This is a genomic window from Plantactinospora sp. KLBMP9567, from assembly GCF_033446045.1.
In the GTDB taxonomy this organism is placed as follows: Bacteria; Actinomycetota; Actinomycetes; order Mycobacteriales; family Micromonosporaceae; genus Plantactinospora.
Window position 1 is genome coordinate 191,449 of the sequence record NZ_JAWQRR010000003.1, and the last position, 23,160, is coordinate 214,608.

Annotated in this window: 17 protein-coding genes; 6 read left to right on the forward strand and 11 right to left on the reverse strand. The window is 72.5% G+C overall.

The window, feature by feature from the left end:
* Nucleotides 1-35 precede the first annotated feature (35 nt).
* From R6Y94_RS01495 to R6Y94_RS01505, 3 genes are read left to right on the forward strand one after another with little or no spacing between them, the layout of a single operon-like run.
* Nucleotides 36-4,958, forward strand: coding sequence for a caspase family protein (locus R6Y94_RS01495; protein ID WP_318393902.1), 4,923 nt, complete (start codon nt 36-38; stop codon nt 4,956-4,958).
* Nucleotides 4,906-5,244 (forward strand): hypothetical protein, encoded by a 339-nt coding sequence (locus tag R6Y94_RS01500; RefSeq protein ID WP_318393903.1) that lies wholly within the window; start codon nt 4,906-4,908, stop codon nt 5,242-5,244. Before R6Y94_RS01495 ends, R6Y94_RS01500 begins: the two co-directional genes overlap by 53 nt.
* Entirely contained in the window at nt 5,241-5,849 is a 609-nt protein-coding gene (locus R6Y94_RS01505) for a hypothetical protein (RefSeq protein ID WP_318393904.1), read from the forward strand. The genes R6Y94_RS01500 and R6Y94_RS01505 overlap by 4 nt, the downstream gene beginning before the upstream one ends.
* Nucleotides 5,850-5,913: 64 nt before the next feature.
* On the opposite strand, the gene R6Y94_RS01510 is transcribed toward R6Y94_RS01505, so the two are convergent.
* From R6Y94_RS01510 to R6Y94_RS01555, 10 genes are all read right to left on the reverse strand, one after another.
* A complete protein-coding gene (locus R6Y94_RS01510) occupies nt 5,914-7,422 on the reverse strand; it encodes an alpha-N-arabinofuranosidase (protein WP_318393905.1) in 1,509 nt (502 codons plus the stop codon).
* 33 nt (nt 7,423-7,455) lie between these two features.
* Nucleotides 7,456-8,355, reverse strand: a complete 900-nt coding sequence (locus R6Y94_RS01515; RefSeq protein ID WP_318393906.1) for a carbohydrate ABC transporter permease — start codon at nt 8,353-8,355, stop codon at nt 7,456-7,458.
* Nucleotides 8,356-8,357: 2 nt separating this feature from the next.
* Entirely contained in the window at nt 8,358-9,302 is a 945-nt protein-coding gene (locus R6Y94_RS01520) for a sugar ABC transporter permease (RefSeq protein ID WP_318393907.1), read from the reverse strand.
* A 24-nt stretch (nt 9,303-9,326) separates the two neighbouring features.
* On the reverse strand, nt 9,327-10,685 hold the full coding sequence (locus R6Y94_RS01525; RefSeq protein ID WP_318393908.1) for an extracellular solute-binding protein: 1,359 nt from the start codon (nt 10,683-10,685) through the stop codon (nt 9,327-9,329).
* Between the two features lie 344 nt (nt 10,686-11,029).
* Complete coding sequence (locus R6Y94_RS01530) at nt 11,030-12,871, reverse strand: ABC transporter ATP-binding protein (protein ID WP_318393909.1); 1,842 nt, start codon at nt 12,869-12,871, stop codon at nt 11,030-11,032.
* Between the two features lie 88 nt (nt 12,872-12,959).
* Nucleotides 12,960-14,654, reverse strand: coding sequence for an ABC transporter ATP-binding protein (locus tag R6Y94_RS01535; protein WP_318393910.1), 1,695 nt, complete (start codon nt 14,652-14,654; stop codon nt 12,960-12,962).
* Nucleotides 14,655-14,724: 70 nt separating this feature from the next.
* Entirely contained in the window at nt 14,725-15,675 is a 951-nt protein-coding gene (locus R6Y94_RS01540; protein WP_318393911.1) for a hypothetical protein, read from the reverse strand.
* A gap of 134 nt (nt 15,676-15,809) precedes the next feature.
* A complete protein-coding gene (locus tag R6Y94_RS01545; protein ID WP_318393912.1) occupies nt 15,810-17,192 on the reverse strand; it encodes a M28 family peptidase in 1,383 nt (460 codons plus the stop codon).
* Between the two features lie 322 nt (nt 17,193-17,514).
* The gene (locus R6Y94_RS01550; RefSeq protein ID WP_318393913.1) at nt 17,515-17,862 is read right to left on the reverse strand and encodes a hypothetical protein; all 348 of its coding nucleotides are present in this window, start codon (nt 17,860-17,862) and stop codon (nt 17,515-17,517) included.
* 132 nt (nt 17,863-17,994) lie between these two features.
* Complete coding sequence (locus R6Y94_RS01555; protein ID WP_318393914.1) at nt 17,995-18,978, reverse strand: LLM class flavin-dependent oxidoreductase; 984 nt, start codon at nt 18,976-18,978, stop codon at nt 17,995-17,997.
* Between the two features lie 450 nt (nt 18,979-19,428).
* On the opposite strand from R6Y94_RS01555, the gene R6Y94_RS01560 reads away from it, so the two are divergent.
* The 3 genes from R6Y94_RS01560 to R6Y94_RS01570 all read left to right on the forward strand — a co-directional run bounded on the left by R6Y94_RS01560 (nt 19,429) and on the right by R6Y94_RS01570 (nt 21,531).
* Nucleotides 19,429-20,472, forward strand: coding sequence for a LacI family DNA-binding transcriptional regulator (locus R6Y94_RS01560; RefSeq protein ID WP_318393915.1), 1,044 nt, complete (start codon nt 19,429-19,431; stop codon nt 20,470-20,472).
* A gap of 127 nt (nt 20,473-20,599) precedes the next feature.
* The gene (locus R6Y94_RS01565; RefSeq protein WP_318393916.1) at nt 20,600-21,193 is read left to right on the forward strand and encodes a nucleotidyltransferase domain-containing protein; all 594 of its coding nucleotides are present in this window, start codon (nt 20,600-20,602) and stop codon (nt 21,191-21,193) included.
* Nucleotides 21,194-21,288: 95 nt separating this feature from the next.
* Nucleotides 21,289-21,531, forward strand: coding sequence for a hypothetical protein (locus tag R6Y94_RS01570; RefSeq protein ID WP_318393917.1), 243 nt, complete (start codon nt 21,289-21,291; stop codon nt 21,529-21,531).
* A 433-nt stretch (nt 21,532-21,964) separates the two neighbouring features.
* Here R6Y94_RS01570 and R6Y94_RS01575 read toward each other — a convergent pair whose 3' ends face one another.
* Nucleotides 21,965-23,140 (reverse strand): low temperature requirement protein A, encoded by a 1,176-nt coding sequence (locus R6Y94_RS01575; protein ID WP_318393918.1) that lies wholly within the window; start codon nt 23,138-23,140, stop codon nt 21,965-21,967.
* Nucleotides 23,141-23,160 lie beyond the last annotated feature (20 nt).

Sequence of the window (23,160 nt, forward strand, 5' to 3'; positions counted from 1 at the left end):
AGAATGTGGGCCCCTCGTCTCCTGGTGGCTAGCTCGTGACAGATCGCCATGCCCTGCTGATCGGTGTGCCCGCCTGCGACAGCGACCTGTTTCCGCCGATCCGCGACGTGGTGGCCAACGACATCGACCGGATGACCACAGCGCTGGGGCAGTCCGGTTACCAGGTCCGGCACTGCGGGGTGGGTGGCGACGTGGAGCGGGAGCCGACCGGGAGCCGGATCCGCGCCGCCGTGCTGCGGGCGTGCCAGGAGGCACCGCCCGGCGGGGTACTGCTGCTGTACTTTTCGGGTCACGGTGTGGTCATAGACGGGCAGAGCTATCTAGCTCCCTGTGACGCCTATCCGGAGCCGGGCGGGCAGCGGCCCGACCGGGACGGCCTGGTGCCGCTCGTGCCGCGCTACCTGGAACACTGCCGGGCCCGGCTGGTGGTCTTCTTCGTGGACGCCTGTCGGGAGGACCCGGCCGGCCCGCTGGGCTCCACCCCGCAGGGCGGGTTGCTGCCGTACCCGGCCGGTGGCGACTTCGCCCTGGTCAACAGTTGCCGCCCCGGACAGCGCAGCCGGTACGCCGACACCGGCAGCTTCTTCACCCAGGTGCTGGCCGAGGCGCTGGACCGGCGCAGCCCGGCCCGTACCCTCGACGAGGTCTACGCCGAGGTCGAGCGGCAGATGGCCCGCAGGGCCGCCCGGATCGACGGGGTGGAACAGGTCCCGGAAATCGTCTGGGCCCGGCACGGTGCCGGCACCGGGGTCCGGGGCGACGTGGTGATCTGCGAGGGCGACCAGGTCAGCGAGGCGTGGCGGCGCGCGGTCGCCGACACCCCGCTGTGGGACCGGTGCCGTGTCGGGACAGACCCCGAACGGATCAGGGCTGCGGTGACCGGGGTGGTCGAGGAGTGTGCGAGGCGCTGGGGCGAGGCGCAGGAGGCCCTCGCCGAGCGGGCCGGGGTGCGGGACCCATGGTCGACCCAGGACTATCCGGTACGGGTGCTGGCGGCGGTCGAATCGTTCGTGACCGCGCCGGCCGGCCTGACTCCCGAGGAGGTCGGCATCCTCGCGGCGGTGCCGTTCCTGCGCGAGGCAGCGATCGCGGGCGGCCTGCGGGAGGCGGCGGCGATAGCGCCTACCGACTTCTCCCGGACCTACCGGGACGGTCCCCGGGCCGACCTGGAGATCACGCACGCGATGCACGAGCACGTCTGCCGGCGGGCCGAGGGACTGGCCCGGCGGGACCGGCCGGAGGCGCGGGACGCGCTGGCCATGTGGCTGGTGCACCGCTGGCTCGGCGACCGGCTCCGGCTGTGGGAGAGTGCCGCCGCCACCGCGGTCTGCCGTCGGCTCGCCGCCACCCTGGCGTCCGGACCGACCGGCACGATGACCGAGAGTGAACTCTGTTCGGTGCTGCGGGCGCTGATGCACGGCGTCGGCGCGGACCCGGACGACCGGCGGCTGGTCGAGCGGCTGAACCGACCGGACTTCGATGCGCGGTTCCGGAGCCTGGCCGTCGCGCTCTGGCTCGCCGGGATCGTCGCCGCCGATCCCCGGCGGATGCCGACCGTGGTGGTCGACCACGTCGGCATCGGGGCCGAGCTGCCGCTGTCGGCGCTGCTGGCGGCCATGGCCCGGCTGGACTGGCGGCGCGGCGCCGACGTGCTGCACCTGCACGCCGTCTGTGACCACCCGGCCATGCATGACGCGTTCAGCGAGGTGGCGATGCGCGCCGAGCGGGCCAGGGAGACGACCCGCGACCTGGCCGTCGCCGACGAGCTGCTCGGCAACCTGCCGGCCCGGTTCGACGCGGCCGGGCTGCGGCCCGAACATCACCACGACGGCACGCCCGCGTACGAGACCCCGCTGCTGCGGTTCCGGCTCTCCGACGAGAAGATCCGGGAGCTGCTGATGGGCCGCCAGCTGTACGGCGAGCCGGCCCTGGCGATCCGGGAGCTGTACCAGAACGCCCTGGACGCCTGCCGCTACCGGCACGTCCGGCGGCGCTACCGGGAACGAATCGGCCGGCCGACCGCCCCGTGGACCGGGCTGATCACCTTCCGGCAGGGCCGGGACACCGCCGACGGCCGGGAGTACGTCGAGTGCGTCGACAACGGCGTCGGGATGACCGTCGAGGCGCTGAAGAACACCTTCGCCAACGCCGGTGAGCGGTTCGTCTACCGGCAGGGCTTCCGGCACGAGCAGGCCCGCTGGCAGGATCTCGACCCGCCGCTGCGACTGGTGCCGAACAGCCAGTTCGGGGTCGGGGTGTTCAGCTATTTCATGATCGCGGACGAGATACAGATCGTCACCCGGCCGGTCGGCGAGGACGACCTGGTCGCGCCGCAGGCGCACAGCGTGCGGATTGCCAGCAGCGGCAGCCTGTTCCAGATCACCACCGCCCCGGACGAGTTGCCGACCGGCGGCACCCGGGTCCGCCTCTACCTGACCGGCGAGGAGCGGATCTCCGTACTGCGTACGATGCGCCGGCTGCTCTGGCTGGCCGAGTTCCGGGTCGAGGTCGCCGAGGACGGCGCCGGACACGAGACGTGGCAGGAGGAGGAACTCCGCTACCCGGACGCCACGGCGGCGCCGCTGAAGTACGGTGCCGACCTGTGGTGGGTCTCCGGGGAGGGCGGGCTCGCCGCCGATGGCATCCAGACGAACGAGGAGACCCACGGCTTCGTGGTGAACCTGCGGGACGTCCGCCGCCCGCAGTTCACGGTGGACCGCAACACGCTGCGGAACTGGGACAAGGCCTGGGTACGCGACCAGATCCGGGCCTCGCTGCCCGAACTCGCCCGCTGGCCCGGACTGAACCTCTCCTGGTTCTGGGAGGTGACCCGATCCACCCCGTCGGTGGCCCAGGACGTCTTCAGCTACCTGGCCGGGGTGGACCAGGAGTTGCCGGTCGAGGGGCCCTGGGGACACGGCGTCTCGGTGCCGATCCGTCGGGTCGGCTGCCTGCCGGTGGACCTCGACCTGTTCACCGGCGAGGGCGCATGGTGGATCGGCCAGGACCAGGCGTGGCTGCGGGCGTGGCGGTTCGGCGTGTGGCGGGGCTCCGCGCCGTCTCTGGGCGAGGACTTCGTCCCGGCCGTCGTGCATACCGACGGGTTGCCGACCGTGGAGCCCTTCGACGCGGACATGCTCGAATCGCTCTACCGGGGCAACTACCGCGACCCGGCCCGGTACGGCCGACCCACCGCGGACACGCTGCTCGAGCTCGCCGCCCACGAGGAGCACCGAGGGACCGAGCGGCTGCGCCGGCTGCGCCGGTTCGCGATCGTCGGACTGGACCTGTCGGCCGCCCGGGTCATCCCGCCGCTCGCCCGGACCTTCGAGCCCGACGACCAGGTGCTGGTGCTGGCCCTGGCCGCCTGGGCACCACCGGGCGAGCCGCCGCGGAGCGCGGTCGGCGGCTGGCTCGGCCGGGTCTCCACCGGGCTGCACATCCCGCTGGACGAGGTGCTCCGCCGCGCCGGGCAGCTCGTGCCGCCTGGCTGGTCCCCGCCGGCCGGCGACCTTGCGGCGCTGCGGGACCACGTGTTCAACCAGGCGGAGCTGAACCTGTTCTCCCAGGACCTCGACGGTGGGCCGCCGTGGATCGGACCGTCGGTCAGCCCCGCCCACGTGCTGCGGGCCAGCTCCAACCTCGGCCGGCCGGTCGACCAGGTGCTCGCGCTCTTCGACAAGTTCGCCCCGCTCGGCTACACCGTCGCCGGCCGGGACCGCTACCCGGACGAGCTGACCACGCTGGAGCGGGAGGCGCTGCGCCACGTACACACCGTCGGTCAGCGCCTCACCCCGCTGCACCTGCTCGTGCTGAGCGCCCGGACCGGGACGAGTACCGGGCAGATCCACCGGGACCTTACCCGGCTCGCCGGGACGGGCCTGCTCCGGCTGCCCGACATGAACGCGTACCCGGACTTCACCCCCACCGACGCGGAGCGGGCCTTCGCCGTCGACGACCTGCAGTGGTACGACCCGGTGACCGCCTCGTACACGCTGCATACCGGATGGCAGGCGCTACGCGCGATCGCCCGGGAGATCGGGTCGCGGGACTTCGCCGGGTTCGACGAGCGGCTGGCCCGGTTCCGCCGGCTGCTCGACATCGTCGACCCGGGCGGGCCGGTGACCGTACCGCACCTGGTCGACCTGGCCTATTACCTGGACTGCGGCATCGGGGCGGTCACCGAATACCTGCGTACCCTGCTGCCGGACACGATCGACCTCAGCCAGCTTCCCACCGAAGCGTTGACCAGTGTAGCCACCTGCCACCACTGGGAGGAGCGGCTCGCCCTGATCGGCCCGTGGCACCGGACCTCCGAGCCGGACGCCGAGCCGTCCTGGCAGTTGGGCGCGGGCGACATCGTCGTCGCCGCGTCCAGCGCCCGGCAGTCGGTGGGCGAGTTCCTGGACGACCTCGAACCGTACCGGGCGCTTGGCGCCCCGCTGCCGGAGTTGGACAAGGCGACCCTGGCAGCCTTCCGCGACCTGGTGCCGGACCGGTACGACCGGGCCCTGCTCACCCGGATCGACCAGCACGGCCAGGAGTTCTACCGGGACACCGTCGACGCGCTGGAGCTGATCCAGGTCGCTGGCCGGTTCGGCTGGACGGTGGCGTATGCCCACCAGCGGCTGGCCCGGTTCGTTCCGCTCGGCGTCACCCTCGACTACCCGGTCGACGCCTGCCCAGACGACCTCGTGCACTGGCAGGACCTGCTGGTCGTCACCCGGTACCTGGACGGGCAGGCGCCCGCGCTGTGCGGCACGGTCGGCCCGGCGCACGTCGCGGCGGCGGCGGACGAGGTGGGCGAGTCGACCGGGCAGGTCCGCGCCCGGCTGCGCCGGTACGCCGCACTGCTCGGATTCCAGGTCGACGAGCCCGGGACGCGAGACGAGGAGGAGGTCCAGGGTGACGGAACCCCGCATCGAGCACCATCGCCCGGTCGAGTACCGACTGGCTGACCACCGGTTGCAGCGGGACGGGTTTACCGTCGCGCCGACGGCGGACGGGCGCCGGATCGAGGTGACCGGATCGTGTCCGGGGTGTGGTGGACACACCACCGTCCTCTGGGAGTACGGCATCCCCTCCGGGCACAAGGGATTCCTCGGCCGCAGCGGCGCGCGCAGCATCGACCGGCCGGTAGGCGCGCGTACCGTCTACTGCGACTGCGGCCACGTGCACGCCAACCGGCCGGCGGAGGCGTGGGACCAGGGCTGCGGGGCGTATTGGCAGGTGGAACTGCCGTGAGTATCGAGCGCTGGCGGTGGGCGCAGCGGGCTGACCAACTCCGGTTCCACCAGCTCGACGCGGCCCGCAAGCAGGCGGAGAGCTGGCGTACCGGACTGGCCGGACTCACCACGCTGCTCGGCGCCGTACTGATCATCAAGGGGCGGGACACCGTGGCGACCCTGGCCGCCCCGTACCGCTGGTTGGTGGTGCTGCTGCTCGGGCTGGCCCTGGCCGGGCTGGTCTGGGCGACCCTGACCGCAATCCGCGCCGCGGCCGGTACGCCGTCCGACGAGTGCCTGCTGACGGGAGAGGACCTGGCCGAATGGACCCGGGCCGAGGTGGTGGGCGTACAGCGGGCGATCGTGCGCGCTCGCCGGCTGACCCTGGCCGGTATCGGTCTGGTGGCGGTGGCGGTTGGATTCACCTGGCTGGGTCCGGGCGCCACCCCTGCGGCCGGCGCGCTGGTCACCGTCACCACCGAGGGCGGCACGCTCTGCGGAGCCCTGATCGGGACCGATCGGGGGAGCCTGATCATCCAGGTGGGGCAGGGGGACCCGGTGCACCGGATCGTGCCGCTCAGCACGGTCACCGGGCTCCAGCCCGCCCGGAACTGCCCACCCTGACCTCGCTGTCGTCGGCCGGGGTCGGCGGACCCGGCCCGGCTCCGCTGCGTAGTCCGCTCCGGAGTCAGCCGGTCGGAGTCAGCCGGATCATGTTCCAGGACAGCGCCGGCAGGACCGCGCTCACCTGTCCGCCCTCGACCTTGAGGTCGGCGAGCCGGCTCGGCGTCACCCGCTCGGGCGCCTCCGCGCTGTTCGTCGCCTCCGGGTCCGCGTCGGTCAGCACGACGTGCTCCCCGCCGACGAGACCGGAACAGGCCCGCAGGTCGACGTCGAGGGCGAGCGGCTCCCGCTGGTCCCGGTTGACCGCGAAGAGGGTGACCGCGCCGGACTCGTCGTCCCGGACGGCGGTGGCGGTGACCCTCGGCACCTCGCCGTGCCGGGCGGTGTCGTGCGCAGGGCCGGTCGGCTCGACCCGCAGCACGGTGCCGCGACCGTGCCGGGAGGTCAACGCGAACGGGTGGTACGTCGGCTGCACCCAGGCCGGCCCGCCCGGCTCGCTGCGGATCGGCGCGATGACGTTGACGAGCTGTGCCAGGCAGGCGATCTTGACCCGGTCGGCATGCCGGAGCAGCGAGATCAGCAGATCGCCGACGACCACCGCGTCGACCACCGAGTAGGTGTCCTCGATCAGCCGGGGCGCCTCCGCCCAGTCGAGCTTCTCCTCGCCGACGAACCGGCTCTGGTACCAGACGTTCCACTCGTCGACCGAGAGGTTGATCCGCTTCCGGTGCCGGCCGACCGCCCGGACGTGGTCGCAGGTGGCCACCACCGACTCCATGAACCGGTCCAGGTCGACCGCGCTGGCCAGGAAGCTGTCCCGGTCGCCGTCGTGCTCCTGGTAGTAGCTGTGTACCGAGACGTAGTCGACCAGGTCGTAGGTCTCCTCCAGTACCGTCGCCTCCCAACTGCCGAAGGTCGGCATCCCGCTGCCCGAGCTGCCGCAGGCGACGAGTTCGATCGAGGGGTCGACCCGGCGCATCGCCTGCGCGGTCTGCGCCGCCAGCCGGCCGTACTCCCGGGCCGTGGTGAACCCGGTTTGCCACGGACCGTCCATCTCGTTGCCGAGACACCACAGCTTGATGTCGTACGGGTCCGGGCTGCCGTGCTGCCGCCGCAGGTCGGACCAGTACGTCCCGCCCGGGTGGTTGGTGTATTCCAGCAGGCTCCGGGCGGCGTCCACCCCCCGGGTACCGAGGTTGACCGCCATCATCGGTTCGCTGCCGACCCGGCGGCTCCAGCGGACGAACTCGTCGACGCCGATCTCGTTCGTCTCGATGGAGCGCCAGGCCAGGTCGAGCCGGCGGGGCCGGGACTCGCGCGGCCCGATGCCGTCCTCCCAGTTGTAGCCCGAGACGAAGTTGCCGCCCGGATAGCGCAGTACGGGTACGCCGAGCTGCCGGACCAGCTCTGCCACGTCCCGGCGGAACCCGTGCTCGTCGGCGGTCGGATGTCCCGGCTCGTAGATCCCGGTGTAGACGCAGCGCCCGAGGTGCTCCACGAAGGAGCCGTAGAGCCTCGGGTCGACCTCGGCGATCCGGAACGCGGGATCGATGGTCAACGCGGCCTGGTGCACGAAACCTCCAACAGTCGATCTTCGGTGCGATGGTCAGCCTTTCAGCCCGGTGCCGGCGATACCCTCGACGATCCGGCGCTGGAAGAGCAGGAAGACCAGGACCAGCGGCAGCGCGCCGAGGACCGCCGACGCCATCGTGTCGGCGTAGCGGATGCCGTAGGTGCCCTGGATGGCGGCGAGGCCGACCGGGATGGTCATCAGCTCCGGGTCGGTGACCGCGAGCAGCGGCCAGAGCAGGTTGTTCCAGCTCCAGACGAAGGTGAAGATCGTCACGGCGGAGACCGCGGGCCGGGACAGCGGCATGACGACCCGACGGTACGTCCGGAAGAAGCCGGCGCCGTCGATCCGGGCGGCCTCGTCGAGGTCCCGGGGGATCCCGTCGAAGAACTGCTTGAAGATGAAGATCGCGATGGCTGTGGGGACCTGCGGCAGGAACACCGCCCACCAGGTGTTCAGCAGGTGCACGCTGCCGAGTTCCCGGAACTGCGGCACGATCAGCACCTGACTCGGGATCAGGAGGCCGCAGAGCACGAACCAGTAGACCAGCCGGCGGTACCGGAACCGCAGCCGGGACAGCGCGTACGCGGCCATGCTCGCGGTGAGCACCGTACCGGCCGCGCACAGGGTCGAGGTGACGAAGCTGGAGAGGTACCAGTTGAGGATGTCGCTCTGGGTCAGCACGGTGCGGTAGGCGGCCAACGTCGGGTTCTCGATCCACCAGGTCGGGTCGGTGGTCTCCGCGTTCGGCTTCAGCGAGGTGTCCAGCGCCCAGGCCAGTGGCACCAGCCAGAGCAGCGCGAACGCGACCAGGATCCCGATGCAGCAGCGGTTGAACAGCCGGAGTCGTCGGTCGACCGAGTTCGCCAGCGACGCGCTACCGGCCTCGGTGCGGCGGTCCCGGTCGGTGTCGCGGGTCGATTCGAGGAGCGCCATCGTCACACCTCCGATTCCTGGCGGCGGGTCATGACCAGCCAGACCGTGGAGACCGTCAGTACCAGCAGGAAGAACAGGGTGGACGCGGCGGCGGCGTAGCCGGTCCGGTAGTCGGTGAAGCCGACGTCGTAGACGTACTGGAGCGCCGAGCGGGTGCTGAAGTTCGGGCCGCCGTTGGTCATCAGGTACATCTGGTCGAAGACCTTCAGCGAGGCGATCACCTGGAGTACCACCACCAGCGTGGTGGTGCGGGCCAGCAGCGGCAGGGTGATCCGGCGGATCTGCTGCCACGGCCCGGCGCCGTCGATCGCGGACGCCTCGTAGAGGTCCCGGGGGACGTCCTGGAGGCCGGCGAGGTAGAGCACGAAGTTGAAGCCGAGGGTCCACCAGACGGTGGTGATCGCCAGCGACACCATCGCCCAGGCCGGGTCGCCGAGCCAGTTCGGCGCGCTGAGGCCGATCGCGTCGACGGTCCGGCTGAGCAGGCCGAGTTCCGGCGTGTAGATCCACATCCAGATCAGCGCCACCACGGCGGAGGGCAGCACGTACGGCAGGAAGAAGGCCAGCCGGAAGAACCAGCGCCCTCGGCGGGCCCGCTCGGCCAGCAGTGCGAAGGCCAGCGCCAGAATGACCAGCGGCGGGGTGGTCAGTACGGTGAACCAGCCGGTGTGCCAGAGCGCCCACCAGAAGTCGGAACTGCCCAGCGCCTCGGCGTAGTTGCTCAGGCCGGCGAATTCGCCGAGCCCCGGTCGGACCATGCTGGTGTGGAAGAAGCTCATCACCAGCCCGTAGAGCGCGGGGCCGATGATGAAGAGCAGGTAGAGCGCGAGGAACGGAGCCAGGAAGAGCAGCGCGGGCCGGCCGTTCCGGGGCCGCCGGTCGGCGGCGGGCCGCGATGAAGCGGATCCGGTACCGGTCCGGTCGGGGGAGTGGGTGGTGGTGGCCACGGCAACCTCCTCGATGAGGTCAGGTCAGACCGGCGACGGGGTCTGGGCGAGGATGGAGAGCTGCGACCGGATCTGCGCGATCGCGGCCTGGGAGGTGAGCTGCCCACCCTCCACCGCGCCGACCGCCGAGCCGATCACGTTCTCGAAGTTCGAGCCGGAGCCGGAGTACCAGCCGGGCGGGTCGTAGACGGCGGTGTCCGCCGCGGCGGCGTAGCTCGACTGTGGACTGAGCCGGCGGTAGGCGTCGCTCTCGGCGAACGGCAGCCAGGTCGGGACGTGCCCGCCCTCCGCCCAGGTGAGGCTCTGGTCGAGAACGAACCGGACGAAGTGCAGCGCCCGGTCCAGCCGGGCCTGGTCGGAGTCGGGGCGGGCCGGCAGGACGAGGGTGTGCGAGTCGGCCTGCACGGCGTGCGGCCCGCCGAAGATGTTGGGCACCAGCGTCATCCCGAACGGCATCTTGGCGGTCTGGAAGGTGCTGATCTCCCATTCGCCGTTCAGGTGGAAGCCGACCTGCCCGGTGGCGAACATCGCGATCGCACCCGGGTAGTCGGCACCGCCCGGGATCAGCCCCTGCTCGACGGTGAGGGCGCGCAGGTAGTCGAGCACCCGGCCCGCCTTGGCGTCGTCGAGCACCACCCGGGTGCCGTCGTCGGCCAGGATCTCGCCTTCGAGTTGCGAGTAGAGGGTCTGGAAGAACCGGAATGGCGACGCCGGGTCGGAGTTGATGCCGTGCGTGGCGGCGTACCCGCCGGTCACCTGCTTGACCCGGGTGAGCGCGTCGGCGAATGCCGCCTCGCCGACGATCGGCCTGAGCTGGCCGTCGGAGTCGAGCAGTCCGGCCTGCTGGCAGATGTCGGTGTTGTAGAACAGGACGAACGGGTGCGTGTCCAGCGGGATCGCGTACGCCCGGCCGTCGACCAGCCCGGCCTGCCAGGCCCGCTGGTTGAAGTTCTCCGCTGCCATGCCGTGCCGGGCCAGGTCCTCGGGGCGCAGTTCCTCGAGCAGTCCCGCGTCGACCAGGGTCTTCATCCGGGTGAGGTGCGAGATCGCCACGTCCGGCGGTTCCTCCCCGACGGTGGCCAGGGAGAGCTTGGTGTAGTACGGGTCGCCCCAGGCCAGCGTGATGGCCTTGAGCGGGGTGTCGGGGTTCGCCCGGCGGAAGGCGTCCTGGATCTGCTGCATCCGGACGCCGTCCCCGCCACCGAAGAGGTTCCAGTACTCGACGGCGCCCGGCGCCGCCTCCGTCTTCAGCAGCCCGGCGCCGAACGGGGTGGCGCAGCCGGTGAGGGTCGCGGCGCCGGCACCGGCGAGCGCGCCGAGCAGTACGCCCCGGCGGCTGAGTGCGGGCCCGGAAGGCCGGGGGGCGGGTGGCGGACCATGCATGGTTCCCCTCCTGACCGGAGTAGTTGATGAACCGTTTCAGGCACCAATCCCGGGGGCTCCGGCGGTAGGGCGAGGCAGCACCGCGCCGGTGGTCGCTGCCGGAGCGGGCCCGATGTTAGCGATCACACTGGTGCAGATTGTTGCCGCTCGCGGCAAGGCCGTCAATCGGTAGTCACCGTTTTCCCGGAGAAAAGCGGCGCGGGCTCCGGATGTGGCCGGCCGCCCGACAGCCGAGGGCGGAGCGCCAGGCCACCCACCGGATTCTTATCGTTTCAATTGCCCGGTGCCCGGTGCCCGGTGCCCGGTGCCCGGTGCCCGGTGCCCGGTGCCCGGTGGCCAGGGCCTCAGCGCTCGGTGCCGGTCGTCGGCTCCGGCTGCCGCTGCCCCGTCGCCGGGTCCTGCGCAGGCGTGTCCCGGGTGCCGGTCCAGGCCGCCCAGAGCGCCGCGTACCGGCCGCCGGCGGCGACGAGTTCGTCGTGCGTGCCGGTCTCCGCCACCCGGCCGGCGTCCAGCAGGATGACCCGGTCCGCGGCCGCCGCCTGGGTCAGCCGGTGCGCCACGACCAGTCCGGTACGCCCGTCCAGCGCCCGCGCCGCCGCCATCTCCAACTGCCGGGCGCCGGCACTACCGGCCTCGGCGGTCGCCTCGTCCAGGATCGCCACCGGCGGTGCGGCCAGCACCAACCGGGCCAGGGCCAACTGCTGGGCCTGCGCTGCCGTCAGCCGGTGCCCGCCGTCGCCGACCACCGTGGCCAGCCCGTCCGGCAGCGCGCGTACCCAGCCCAGCGCACCGACCCGGTCCAGCGCGGCGAGCAGTTCGTCGTCGGTGGCGTCCGGCCCGGCCAGCCGCAGGTCCTCGGCGAGCGGTCCGGCGAAGACGTGCACCTCCTGGCTGACCAGGGCCACGGTCCGGCCGGCCACGGCGGCGCCGAGGTCCTCGATCGGTACACCGCCGAGCCGGATGCTCCCGCCGCTGGGCCGGTGGATCCCGGCGATCAGCTTGGCCAGCGTGGTCTTGCCGGCGCCGCTCGCCCCGACCAGTGCGACCCGCTCGTTCGGCGCCACGCTGAACGTGACGTCGTGCAGTACGTCGTGCCCCGGCACGTACGCGTGCCGCAGCTCCTTCGCCTCGACGCCGCCGTCCACCGGCACGGGCCGGTGTTCCGGCCGCCGGTGTGCCGGCAACCGCGTGACGCCGACCAGCCGGACCAGGCTGGCGACGGCCGACTGCGCGTCGTCGACCAGGCTCAGCGCGGCGTTGAGCGGGCCGAAGAGGTTGTGGAAGTAGAGCGCGGCGGCGGATGCCGTACCGACCGTGACCGCGTCCGTGCGCACCAGCAGGAAACCGGTGACCAGCACGGCGGTCAGGCCGATGAACTCGGCGAGGTTGAGCCGGCTGAAGAACCGGGTCATCAGCCGGATTCCGCGCAGCGTCAGCTCGACGGCTGCGGCGGAACTGCCGGACACCCGGTGCAGGTGCGGTTCGGTGAGCCGGAACGCGCGTACGGTCCGGGCACCGCCGACGGTGTCGAGCAACTGCTGCTGCTGGGCGCCGTGCGCCACCCGCTGGCTGGCGTAGAGCGGCTGGGCCCGGCGGGCGTACCACCGGGCGGTGTGCAGTTGGATCGGCACCGCGAGCAGCGCGGCGAGCAGGAACCGCCAGTCGAGCACGGCGAGCCCGACCAGCGTCAGGCCGATGGTCAGGCCGGAGCGGGCGAGCTGCGGCAGCGCCACCCGCACCGCCTCGGCGATCACCGTCACATCCCCGGTGACCCGCGCGGTCAGGTCGCCGGACCCGGCCCGCTCGACCTGTTCCAGCGGCAGGTCCAGTACCCGGCCGATGAACCGTTCCCGCAGGTCCGCGAGCATGCCCTCGCCGAGCCGGGCGACCTGGGACAGCCCCAGCGCCAGCGAGATCCCCTGGACGACCGCGACCAGTCCGAGCAGCACCGTCGGGGTGGTGATCGCACCCGGCGGCCGTCCGTCGACGACCAGGTCCACGATGTGCCCGAGCAGCGGGGCGGTGAGCAGCCCGGCCGCGGTGGAGCCGACGAGCAGGCCGAGGGCGCGGACAGCCAGGAACCGGCGCGGCCGCAGCAACTCGGCCAGGGTGTCCCGGACCTGCCGCCCCGTCGCGGTCGGCAGCAGCTCACGGGCCGGCTGGTCGGCTCCGGCGGGCTCGCTCATCGGGGCATCTCTCCCGTCCTGGTCGCTCGGCCGGCGTCCACCTCGGCGTCGACGCCAGGGAAAGCGTCCCGGGCGTCTCGGCCGGCGTTCACCGCAGCACCGACGACTGATAGGTGGCGTCCCGCCGGACCAGGTCCGGGTGACTGCCCTCGACCCGCACGGCGCCGTCGTCGAGCAGCACCACCCGGTCGGTGACCGCGAGCAGCGCCGGGCTGGTGGTCACCAGCAGGGTGGTCCGGCCCTGCCGGAGTTCCCGGAGCCCGGTCGCGATCCGGGCCTCGGTGGCCGCGTCGACCGCGGTGGTCGGATCGTGCAGGACCAGTACCGGCGGCCCGGCGGCCAGCGCCCGGGCCAGGGCCACCCGCTGGCGCTGCCCACCGGAGAGCGACCGTCCGCGTTCGGTGAGCGGCGTCTCGATCCCCTGCGGCAGGGTGCCGGCCACCTCGTCCACGTCGGCGGCGGCCAGCGCCCGGCCCAGGTCGGTCTCACCGCTCGCCGGTGCGCTCACGTTGTCCCGCAGGGTGCCCTCGAACAGGTCGGCGTCGTGCGGCGCGACCAGGACGGTGGCCCGCAGCCGCTCGGGGTCCAGGGTGTGCAGCCCGACGCCGTCGAGCTCGACGGTGCCGGCGTCCGGGTCGACGTCGCGACCGAGGCAGCGCAGCAGGTCGTCGGCGACGGCCGGGTCGGTCGCCACGATGCCGACCAGTTCGCCTGCGGCGGCGTGCAGACTGACGCCGCGCAGCGTGCCGTGCCGGACGTCCCGCAGCTCCACCCGGCCGAGTACCGGAGTGCCGGGGGAGCCGCTTCCGGTGGGCGTCGCCGGAGGTGCGCCGAGTACCGAGGCGATCCGGTCGGCGGAGGCGCGGCCCTGGGCGAACTCGGCGTTCACCCAGCCGAAGATGGAGAGCGGTCCGAGCAGGAACAACGCCAGGCCGACCGCCGCGACGAGTTGCCCGACGCTGAGGTCGCCCTGCGCCGCGAGCCGGCCGCCGAGCAGGCCGACGGCGGCCACGAAGAGTCCGGTGATGATGAGCAGGGTGCCGTCGTACCAGGCCTGGGCCTGTGCCGCCCGGACCGTGGCGGCCAGCGACTCGCGGCTGGTCCGCCGGTAGCGCTGGGCCGCGGCCGGCGCCGCGCCGAGACCCTTGAGCACGCGCAGGCCGGCGACCAGGTCGGCGGCCACCCCGGAGGCGTCCGCCGCCCGTTCCTGCTCGGCGTGGCTGCGCCGCTCCAGCGGGCGGCCGAGCCGGTGGGCCAGCCAGAGCAGCAGTGGTGCGCCGACCAGCACCAGCAGGCCGAGCGGGACCGAGACCACCAGCAGGGCGACGCCGCCGACCAGCAGACCGGTGGATGCTCCGATCGCGGTGGCGAAGGCCCGGTTCACCGCGCCGACCCGATCGGCGTCACCGGTGGCGGTGGCTACCAGGGCACCGGGCAGCCGACCGGTCTCGGCTCCGCCCCGGTGGTCCAGGATCCGCCGGGTGAGCGAGATCCGGAGCTGGTGCGCGGCCTGCTCGACCGCGCGTTCACCGGTACGGGCGCTGAACCGGAAGCTGGTCGACAGCACCGCGAACACCACGGCCAGTACGCCGATCCAGCCGATCAGGTCCACGACCCCGCCCCGGCCGACGGCCCGGTCGATGACCACTCCGATCAGCACCGGTACCAGTGCCTCGCCGGCCTGGTGACTCGCGCTGAGTCCCGCGCTGGCCAGCACGTGCCGGAGCTGGCCGGTGATGGCGCCGGTCAGCACGGTACGTGCCGTGGGACTGCCGGTCCGCACGCTCGGGCTCCTTCGCTTGACGATTGAAGGTTAGGCTAACCTAAACCATTGCCGAGCCGCGACCCCCGCCCTAGGCCAGGAAGAGGATCGTAATCCCGATCACCGCGTCGACGATCCCGCACCACTCGGAGAAGCCGCGCGGGACCACCCGGTTGACCCGGTGGTGGGCGTAGTCCCAGACCGAGTGGGCGAGCCAGCCGAAGCCGACCAGATAGCGGCCCAGGTCGTCCGGCACCATCAGCGCGCCGGCCACCAGGAGCAGGTAGCCGGCCAGCCCGGCGAGTTGCAGCGCGAGGATCCGCCGGTCGCCGAACTGCCGGCGTACGGTGCCGATCACCAGGTAGCCGACCGGGAGGATCAGCATCACCCAGGCGTCCAGCACCAGGGGGTCGGTCCAGTTGTCGATGGTGACCGTCAGGGCCAGCCAGGTCGGCCAGCGTCGCTTCAGCACCTCGACCACACGCCGGGCCGCACCGCCGCCGCCCGGGACGGCCGTGGCGGGGACGGCGGCCGGGGCAGCGCCCCGGTGTCCGCCGCTGTACTCGTCCAGCCGGCGGAACATCGCGAGCAGCATGGCGGGCAGCATCAGCACGTGACCGGCGGTCGTCAGGAACTCCCCGCTCACCGCCCCCAGCCAGAACGGGGGAAGGAAGAGCAGGAACGGCAGGTACATCGCCGCGCTCATCTCGGCGACCGGTGCCCACGCGTGTGCGCGGTGGCGCATCCAGACGGCCATGCCCAGCGTCATGTTGCCGGCCATCACCAGCGCAGCCACGTCGGGGCGGTCGAGCACCTCGGGCAGGGCCGGCCCGGTCGCGGCGCCGAGGGCGCTGGCCAGCACCTCCCAGACCGGTCCGAGCAGCAGCATCCCGACGACCATCGCGATCGTCATCTCGGCGAAGTGCCGGAGAAAGTGCCGGGCGGCGTGCCGCCGGGACGTCCCGGCGGCGGTGGGCAGGGTGTGCGGGGTACCGGCGGATTCGGTGTTCCGGACCGTGGTGTCCGGTGTCGTCGATGTCATGGCTCCAGGCTGTCGGGGCCGCCGGTCAACCGGCAGGCGCGCGCCGCACGGTTCGACCATGCGGATCGCATGGTCGAACCGTGCGCGGCCGACAGCCTGGTACGCCGGCCCGGGTCACCGGGCCGGCGTCGCGGTCAGGGGCGCCGGGCGGTGGTGTACGCGGCGGTGCCGACCAGCTCCAGCGACACCTGGAGCCGGGACAGGCTGATGTTCTTCTCGATGGTGTCCTCCGGGCTGTGGTACGGCGGCTCCAGCAGCGCCGGAGACTCCTCGCCCCGCCAGGAGAAGTTGGCGCTGGCGATGCCGACCTCCTGGAACGACTGGTGGTCGCTGGAACCGCGCTGCGTCACCGGCGAGATCCGGGGCTGGTAGCCGAGCCGGGTCGCCGCGGCGGCCACCTCGTCGGTGGCCCGGTTCGGCAGACCGTCGAAGGAGAGCAGCCAGTAGCGGGTCGCCGGATCCCAGCTCGTCGCCACCATGTCGTTCTGGTAGACCGCGACGATCCGGTCCCGCTCGGCCTGTGGCAGTTGGGTGACGTAGTAGCGGGAGCCGATCAGCCCCTGCTCCTCCGAACCCCACAGTCCGAACCGGATCGTCGCGTCGACCGGCAGGCTACGCAGTACCCGGGCCAGTTCGAGGCAGAGCACCGTACCCGAGCCGTCGTCGTTGGCCCCCGGTGCGCCGATCACGGTGTCGTAGTGCGCGCTCACCATGACCACCGGGCTGTTCCGCCCGCCCCACCGTGGTGCCCGCTCGGCGAGTACGTTGTGCGAGGTGAGGCCCCGGTGCGCCGAGGTGGCGACGGTCAGGGTCAGCGGGCGGGCGGCCAGCCGCTCCCGCAGCCGGTGCTTCTGCGCCTGGGCGACGCCGACGACCGGGATCGGCACCGGGGAGGTGGCCGAACCGGGCAGGGTGGGGGCGAAGGCCTGTGCCCGGCGCGGCTCCACGAGGTCGGCCGGCAGGAAGACCACCGCCGACACCTGCTTGGCCACGGCGGTGGCGACCAGCGTCTCGCGCCGCGCCGCGACGTAGTCGACGAGTACGACCTTGCCGGCGACGTCCGCCGGGTAGTCCTCCGGTGCTCCGGCGCCGACGTCCACCACCCGGCCGGTGACCCTGGTGTCGAGGGCGGCGTGTGGCGACGCGCCGACCTGCCAGTTCAGGTCGTCGGGCAGGCCGGGACGGGAGCTGAGCTGGCCGAGGAACTTGTCGGCGACGGTGAACGGCTGGAGGCTCGTCCGGTAGCCGAGGTCGTCGAGTTCGTCGGCGAGGTATCTCGCGGCCGTCCGCTCCGAGGAGGTGCCGCCGATGCGCGGGCCGATTTTCTCGGAGAGATGCCGCAGGTGGTGCAGCGCCCGCCGGGCCGAGACCCGGCCAGCGACCAGCCGGTCGTGCACACCCAGGCTCGGCGGACGGACGGCACCGGGCCGCTGGTCGGTCACCGCCCAGGCCGGGCCGGCGGTGGCGAGAGCGGCCGCACCGCCCAGGCCGAGCGCGATCGCCCGGCGTCGGCTCACCGCGGACTCCTCGGGGCCCTTGGTGTCGGCAGTGGGGAAGTCGGGGCGACTCTCCAATGTGGTCCCTCCTGGCTGCGCCGGTCCGGCCGACATCACCGGCGCGGACCGCGGGGTGGTCACCGTCGAAAGAACGTGGTCACGGTGAGGGAATTCGGGGTTACGGTGCAGTGAATGTAGCCCCGGCCGGCGACCGAATTCAAGATCGATTTACGGCTCCGGATCACGACGGCGGTGGGCCGGCGCCGCCCGCCGGCGCACCGCTGCCGTCCCCGTCACTGTCAGTCGATCCCGTCCCTCGCACTGTCGGTCGATCCAGTCCCGGTCACAGCCAGTCGATCCCGTCCCCGTCCGGGTCGGGGCAGGCGCCGCTGTCCAGATGGGAGTCGACGAGCTCGGTCGGGGCGCCCGCCTCCAGCAGCAGGTCGACGGCGTTGATCGCATACCAGTTGTCGGCGACGGCGTGCATGGCGGCGGCCTGGGCGAGCAGGTCGGCGTCGGCGGCGAGATCGGCGAGCTCGGCAAGGGCGGTGGCCCGGGTCAGACCCTCGCGATAACCACCGGCGTAGTCCGTGGCGATCCGGTGCACCCGGGCGAGGACGAGTCGGCGGTCGGTGGGCTGGTGGGCGGCGAGGCGGGCGTGGCCGCCAGCCTGGTCTCGGCTGTCATACACCTCGATATTCTATCGTACAGGTGTTCTAATCGTGTGGCCGGGAGGGGATGACACGATCTGTCGTCCGCGGTGTTTCGGCAGCGCCGATCCGCAGGTCGACAGGCGTGGGCGCTCGATCGACCGGACCTTCTTCTACCACCGCTGGCGCAGTCGGTCGACCAGTCCGGCGAAGCCTTCGAGCGCGGCGACGCCATCCGTCGCGGCCACCTGGAGGGCCAGCACGTCCGGGCGGAGCCGGTCGAGCAGCCGTTCGCAGAAGCCGAGGAGTTGCCGGGGCTTGCCGACCCGCCGATACCGGGCGAGGATCGCATCCCGGCCGAGCCGGTCGGCCCGCTGGCGCAGCCGGATCGGACTCGACGCCACCAGCCGGCCCGGCGTACGCAGACCGCGCCAGGGCCGCAGCGCCCGCAGCGCATCGTCATCGCTGTCGGCGAGCACGACGAAGCTGCTCAGCACCACCCGCGGTGGCGTACGCCCGGCCGCCGCAGCCGCCGCCCGAGCCACGTCCACCACCTCCCGGCCGGTCCGTTCGGGATCCTTCACCGAACTGATCACCCCGTCGGCGAGCCGACCGGCGGTGGCGGCCGAGCGGGGACCGGCCGCCGCCAGGTGCACCGGTACGCCGGTCAGCGGCGGGCTGTGCAGCCGGATCGACGAGACCGGGTAGTACGCCCCGTCCGGCTGCGTGACGGTCTTGCCGGCCAGCAGTGGCCGGAGCAGCCCGAGTGCCTCCGTCATCCGGGACAGCCGCTCCGGGTACGGCGGAAACCGGCCCAGCGGTGCCTCGTTGATGCCCTCCCCGGTGCCGACCCCGAGGTGGAACCGCCCGCCGGAGAGCCGGTCGAGCGTGCCGGCCGCCTGCGCGACCAGCACCGGATGCTGGCGGAACAGCGGGCAGGCCACTGCGGAGACCAGCGTGGCGCTCCGGGTCGCCGTGGCGATCGCACCCAGCGTGGCCCAGCTGTGGCCGGCCGACCCGGCGTCGTCCACCCAGGGTTGCAGATGGTCGGAGACGAGTACCGCGTCGAAACCGGCCTGCTCGGCCCGGCGGGCCTGGGCCAGCAATTGCTCGGGCTGCCACTCCTCGTGACCGAGGAACCAACCGAACCGGGTCATCGGGCTCCTTCGGTCTCGATGATGCCGTCTGGCCGGTCGGGCGCTGCCGGGCCGCCGCTCACCGACCGATCCGAAGGCGCCGGATCCGACGAGTTCGATCCGGTTTCGGGGTTGCCGTCTCGCGGGTCGCGCGGTGTCGGGCCGGCCGCTACCCGATCAGTCCGAAGGCGCCGGATCTGACGAGTCCGACCGAACGGGCGGAACCCGACGGGTCGGCGGCGCCGGGCCGGGTGTCCGCCGAGCCGGGGCAGCCCTGCCCGCCGATGGTCGAACCGGTGGCGGGACCGACCGGACGGCCGGGGCCGAAAGCTGGGCGATAACCATATCATCATCGATGTAACAACCTCGGTGAGCGGCGCGTCGGCGCGGTGCACCGGCCGGGCACGGGGTCGGTCGGCAGCCGCCTACCCTGGAGCGACCATTGATCAACGCAAGTCCCGGGAGCAGATCATGAGATCTCAGCGCCGCGACCCCGCCAGGCCCACGCTGAGCGAGGTCGCGGCCAGAGCGGGCGTCGGACGCGGCACCGCCTCGCGGGTGGTCAACAATTCCTCCCAGGTCAGCCCGACGGTCCGGGCCGCGGTGTGGGCGGCGGTCCGGGAACTCGGGTACGTGCCGAACCGCGCCGCCCGGGCCCTGGTCACCCAGCGGACCGACTCGGTCGCGCTGGTCATCTCCGAGTCCGGCGAGCGGGCGTTCGGCGAGCCGTTCTTCGCCGGCATCGCCCGAGGGGTCAGCGCCGGCCTGGCCGACACCCCGCTGCAGCTCTGGCTCTCCTGGATCCAGTCGCCGGGCGGGCGGGAGAAGATGGAGCACCAGCTCACCGACCAGCACGTCGACGGGGTGATGCTGATCTCGCTGCACGACGCGGATCCCCTGCCCGGCCTGCTGATGGAGCGCGGGCTGCCAACCGTCCTCGGTGGACGGCCGGCCCGGATGCTTGGCCCGGACGCGCAACCGGCGTACTTCGTGGACGTGGACAACGCCGGCGGCGCCCGGCAGGCGGTCGAGTACCTGATCGGAATCGGCCGGCGGGCGGTTGCCACCGTTGCCGGGCCGCAGGACATGGGCGCCGGGGTGACCCGGCTGACCGGCTACCGCGAGGCGCTCGCCGCACACGGTCGACCGGTCTCCGAGGACCTGATCGAGTACGGCGACTTCAGCGCGAAGAGCGGCCTCGAGGCGATGCGCCGGCTGCTGGACCGGCGCGGCGACCTGGACGGGGTCTTCGCCGCCTCGGACCTGATGGCGTTGGGGGTCATGCATGCGCTGCACGAGGCCGGCCGGCGCATCCCGGCGGACGTGGCGGTGGTCGGCTACGAGGACTCGTCGCTGGCGCTGCACGCCAACCCGCCGCTGACCTCGGTGCACCAACCGGTGATCACGATGGGTACCGAGATGGCCCGGCTGCTGGTAGCGCAGATCAGGGGCGACGAGATCCCCTCGCCGGCCATCTTCCTGGACACCCACCTGGTCCGCCGGCAGTCGGCCTGACCCGGGGCGCCCGGTGCGGGACGCCCACCCGCACCTCGCCGACAGGATGCGCCCGACACCCTTCGCCGAGTCGGCCCGGCGCCCAGGGCGGAGCCGGGCACCGGACCGGGTTGGTTACCGTCGGCCGGTGACACCGGATCTCGCTGCCTGGGACCCCTGGCCGCCGTCGGTGGTCGCCGACCGGCTGGCCGGCCTCGACCTGCCCTGGTACGTGGCGGCTGGCTGGGCGATCGACCTGTGCCGGGGCGCATCCTCCCGGCCGCACGACGATCTGGAGATAGCCGTACCGGCGGAGCGGTTCGCCGAGGTGCGGCAGCGCTTCGGCGACTGTGGCTTCGCCGTACCGCACGACGGCCGGCTGTTGCCGTTGACTCCGGAGTCGATGCGGACCAGCCACCAGACCTGGGCGTACGAGCGGGCCACCGGACAGTGGCGGTTGGACGTGTTCCGGGAGCCGCACGACGGGGGCGTCTGGATCTGCCGGCGCGACGACCGGATCCGCCGCCCGTACGCCGACATCGTCCGGTACGACCCGGACGGGGTTCCGTACCTGGTGCCGGAGGTGGTGTTGCTGTTCAAGGCGAAGGCCGTCCGGGCGAAGGACGAGGCGGACTTCGCCACCGCCCTGCCGCTGCTGGACGACCCGGCACGACGCTGGCTCGACGACGCGCTGGCCCTGGTACACCCGACCCACCCGTGGCGGGCGCGGCTCACCGGCTGACCGGCCGGCCCCGCTCGGCGATCCCGGTACGAACCGATGCCGCCGGCCGTGCGGAGGGCGCACGGCCGGCGGGGGACGGTCTCGGTTACCCGGCGGTGCAGGATCGGACCTGCGGCCGGGCGCCGGAGTTGCCGTTCATCATCGTGGTGAAGCCGAACGTGTTGCCGCTGCCGTTGGAGCGCATCGTCAACACGGTGTCGTTGCTGCTCAAACTGGCGCTGCCGCTCCAGGTGGTGCTGATCGACTGCGGCGAGGTGACCGCCACCACCACGGTCCAACTACTGGTGCCGCTGACCGTCACCGACGGTTCAGGATCGTCGTGTACGCACTGTCGCTGAGCCTGCTCGCCGCCACGGCGGTGCGGGAGGGTCGAGGGCACCTGATCCGCCCACGTTCGATCCCTGGTGGGCGGTGTGGCATCAATCGACCCTGATGGATGCATAGTGTTGCATCGGTGATTCCGAGGGTCGACGTTTCCGGAACATTTCCGACGCGCCGTCGTCGCCCTGCTGTCGGCGCCAGTCTGGTGCTGACCAGCCAATTCGCTGACGAATCATGTTGCGGACAACGGCAGACAGAGATGACCGCAGGTCAGGTCGGCGCGGGGCGCCCCGAAAATTTGCGGCGCTCGCTTCTCGGTCCGCGGAGCGACCGGCGGACCGTCGAGCTGTGCCGGTGGCGGCGCGTCGCGCCGCCGCCAGCGCTGCCGGGGCAACCGCGGGAGCGGCATCCGGGGCACCGGCGGGAGCGGTCCGCCGGCGCGGGAGTGGCTCAACCGGAGTGCCTCACGGTACGGGCCACGAGCAGGGTGCTGCGGGCTGCGGCCGTCGCCACCACCACCGTCGACAGGGCGGAGAGCGCCAGTGGGTTCAGTACCAGCCCGAGCGGGCCGAGCGCGACCAGCACGAGCACGGCGGTGAGATGGGTCCGGGAGCGGACGCCGAGGATCGCGCTCTTGAACAGCAGGAATCCGGCCAGGAAGAGCACCGGTCCACCGAGCACGCTGCCGATCACCGCCGGGTCGCTCTCCCCGGTCGGGTGGTGCAGCGTGCGGTCGTCCCCGACCGCGGTGACGATGACGCCGGCCACCATCGGGATGTGCAGATAGGTGTACCCCGACCGGCCGAGCCGACCCGGCTCCTCGGCCACGGCGATCGCCTGCCGGGCCGCCTCGGCGCTGTGGTCGAAGTAGATCCACCACAGTGCCACGCTGCCGAGGAAAGCGCTGGCCAGTGCGGCGAGGGTGGCCCAGTCGTGTCGCAGCGCGCCGAAGACGGTACCGGTGACCAGGATGGACTCACCGAGCGCGATGATCACGAAGAGTCGGGCCCGCTCGGCCAGGTGTGCCCCGTTGATCGCCCACTCCGCCGGCCTCGACCGGCCCCATCCCGGCACGTAGAAGCCGCAGGCCGCCGCGGCGCTGTCGATGGCCACCGCCGCCACCCAGAGGCCGAGCCGGAGCGGGCCGGAGGCGAACCCGCCGGCCAGCCAGAGCGGTGCGGAGACCGTCCGCCAGACCAGCAGGCGTTGGAAGTTGCGGTGCAGGTTGGAGCGGCGGGCCAGGGCCGAGGCGACGAAGAGCGAACGACCCACCGACAGCGCCACGTACGCCACGGCGAACCAGAGCCCCCGGTCCCCGTACGCCTCGGGTAGCGCCGAGGACATCACCAGGCTGATCCCCATCAGCCCGATCAGCAGCACCCGCACCCTGGGCTGGTCCGGGTCGAACCAGTTGGTGATCCAGGCGGTGTCCACCCAGGCCCACCAGACGGCGAGCAGCAGCACCGCGGCATCGGCCACGCCGGCCGGGTGCAACCGGTGCAGCAGCAACTCGGTCAACTGGGTCACGGCCAGCACGTAGACCACGTCGAAGAAGAGTTCGATGGTGGTGACCCGGGCGTCCTCCGGCCCGCGCAGGACGTCCGGCCGGCCGCCAGGGCTGGTCAACCTGCCTCCACCCGGGGATC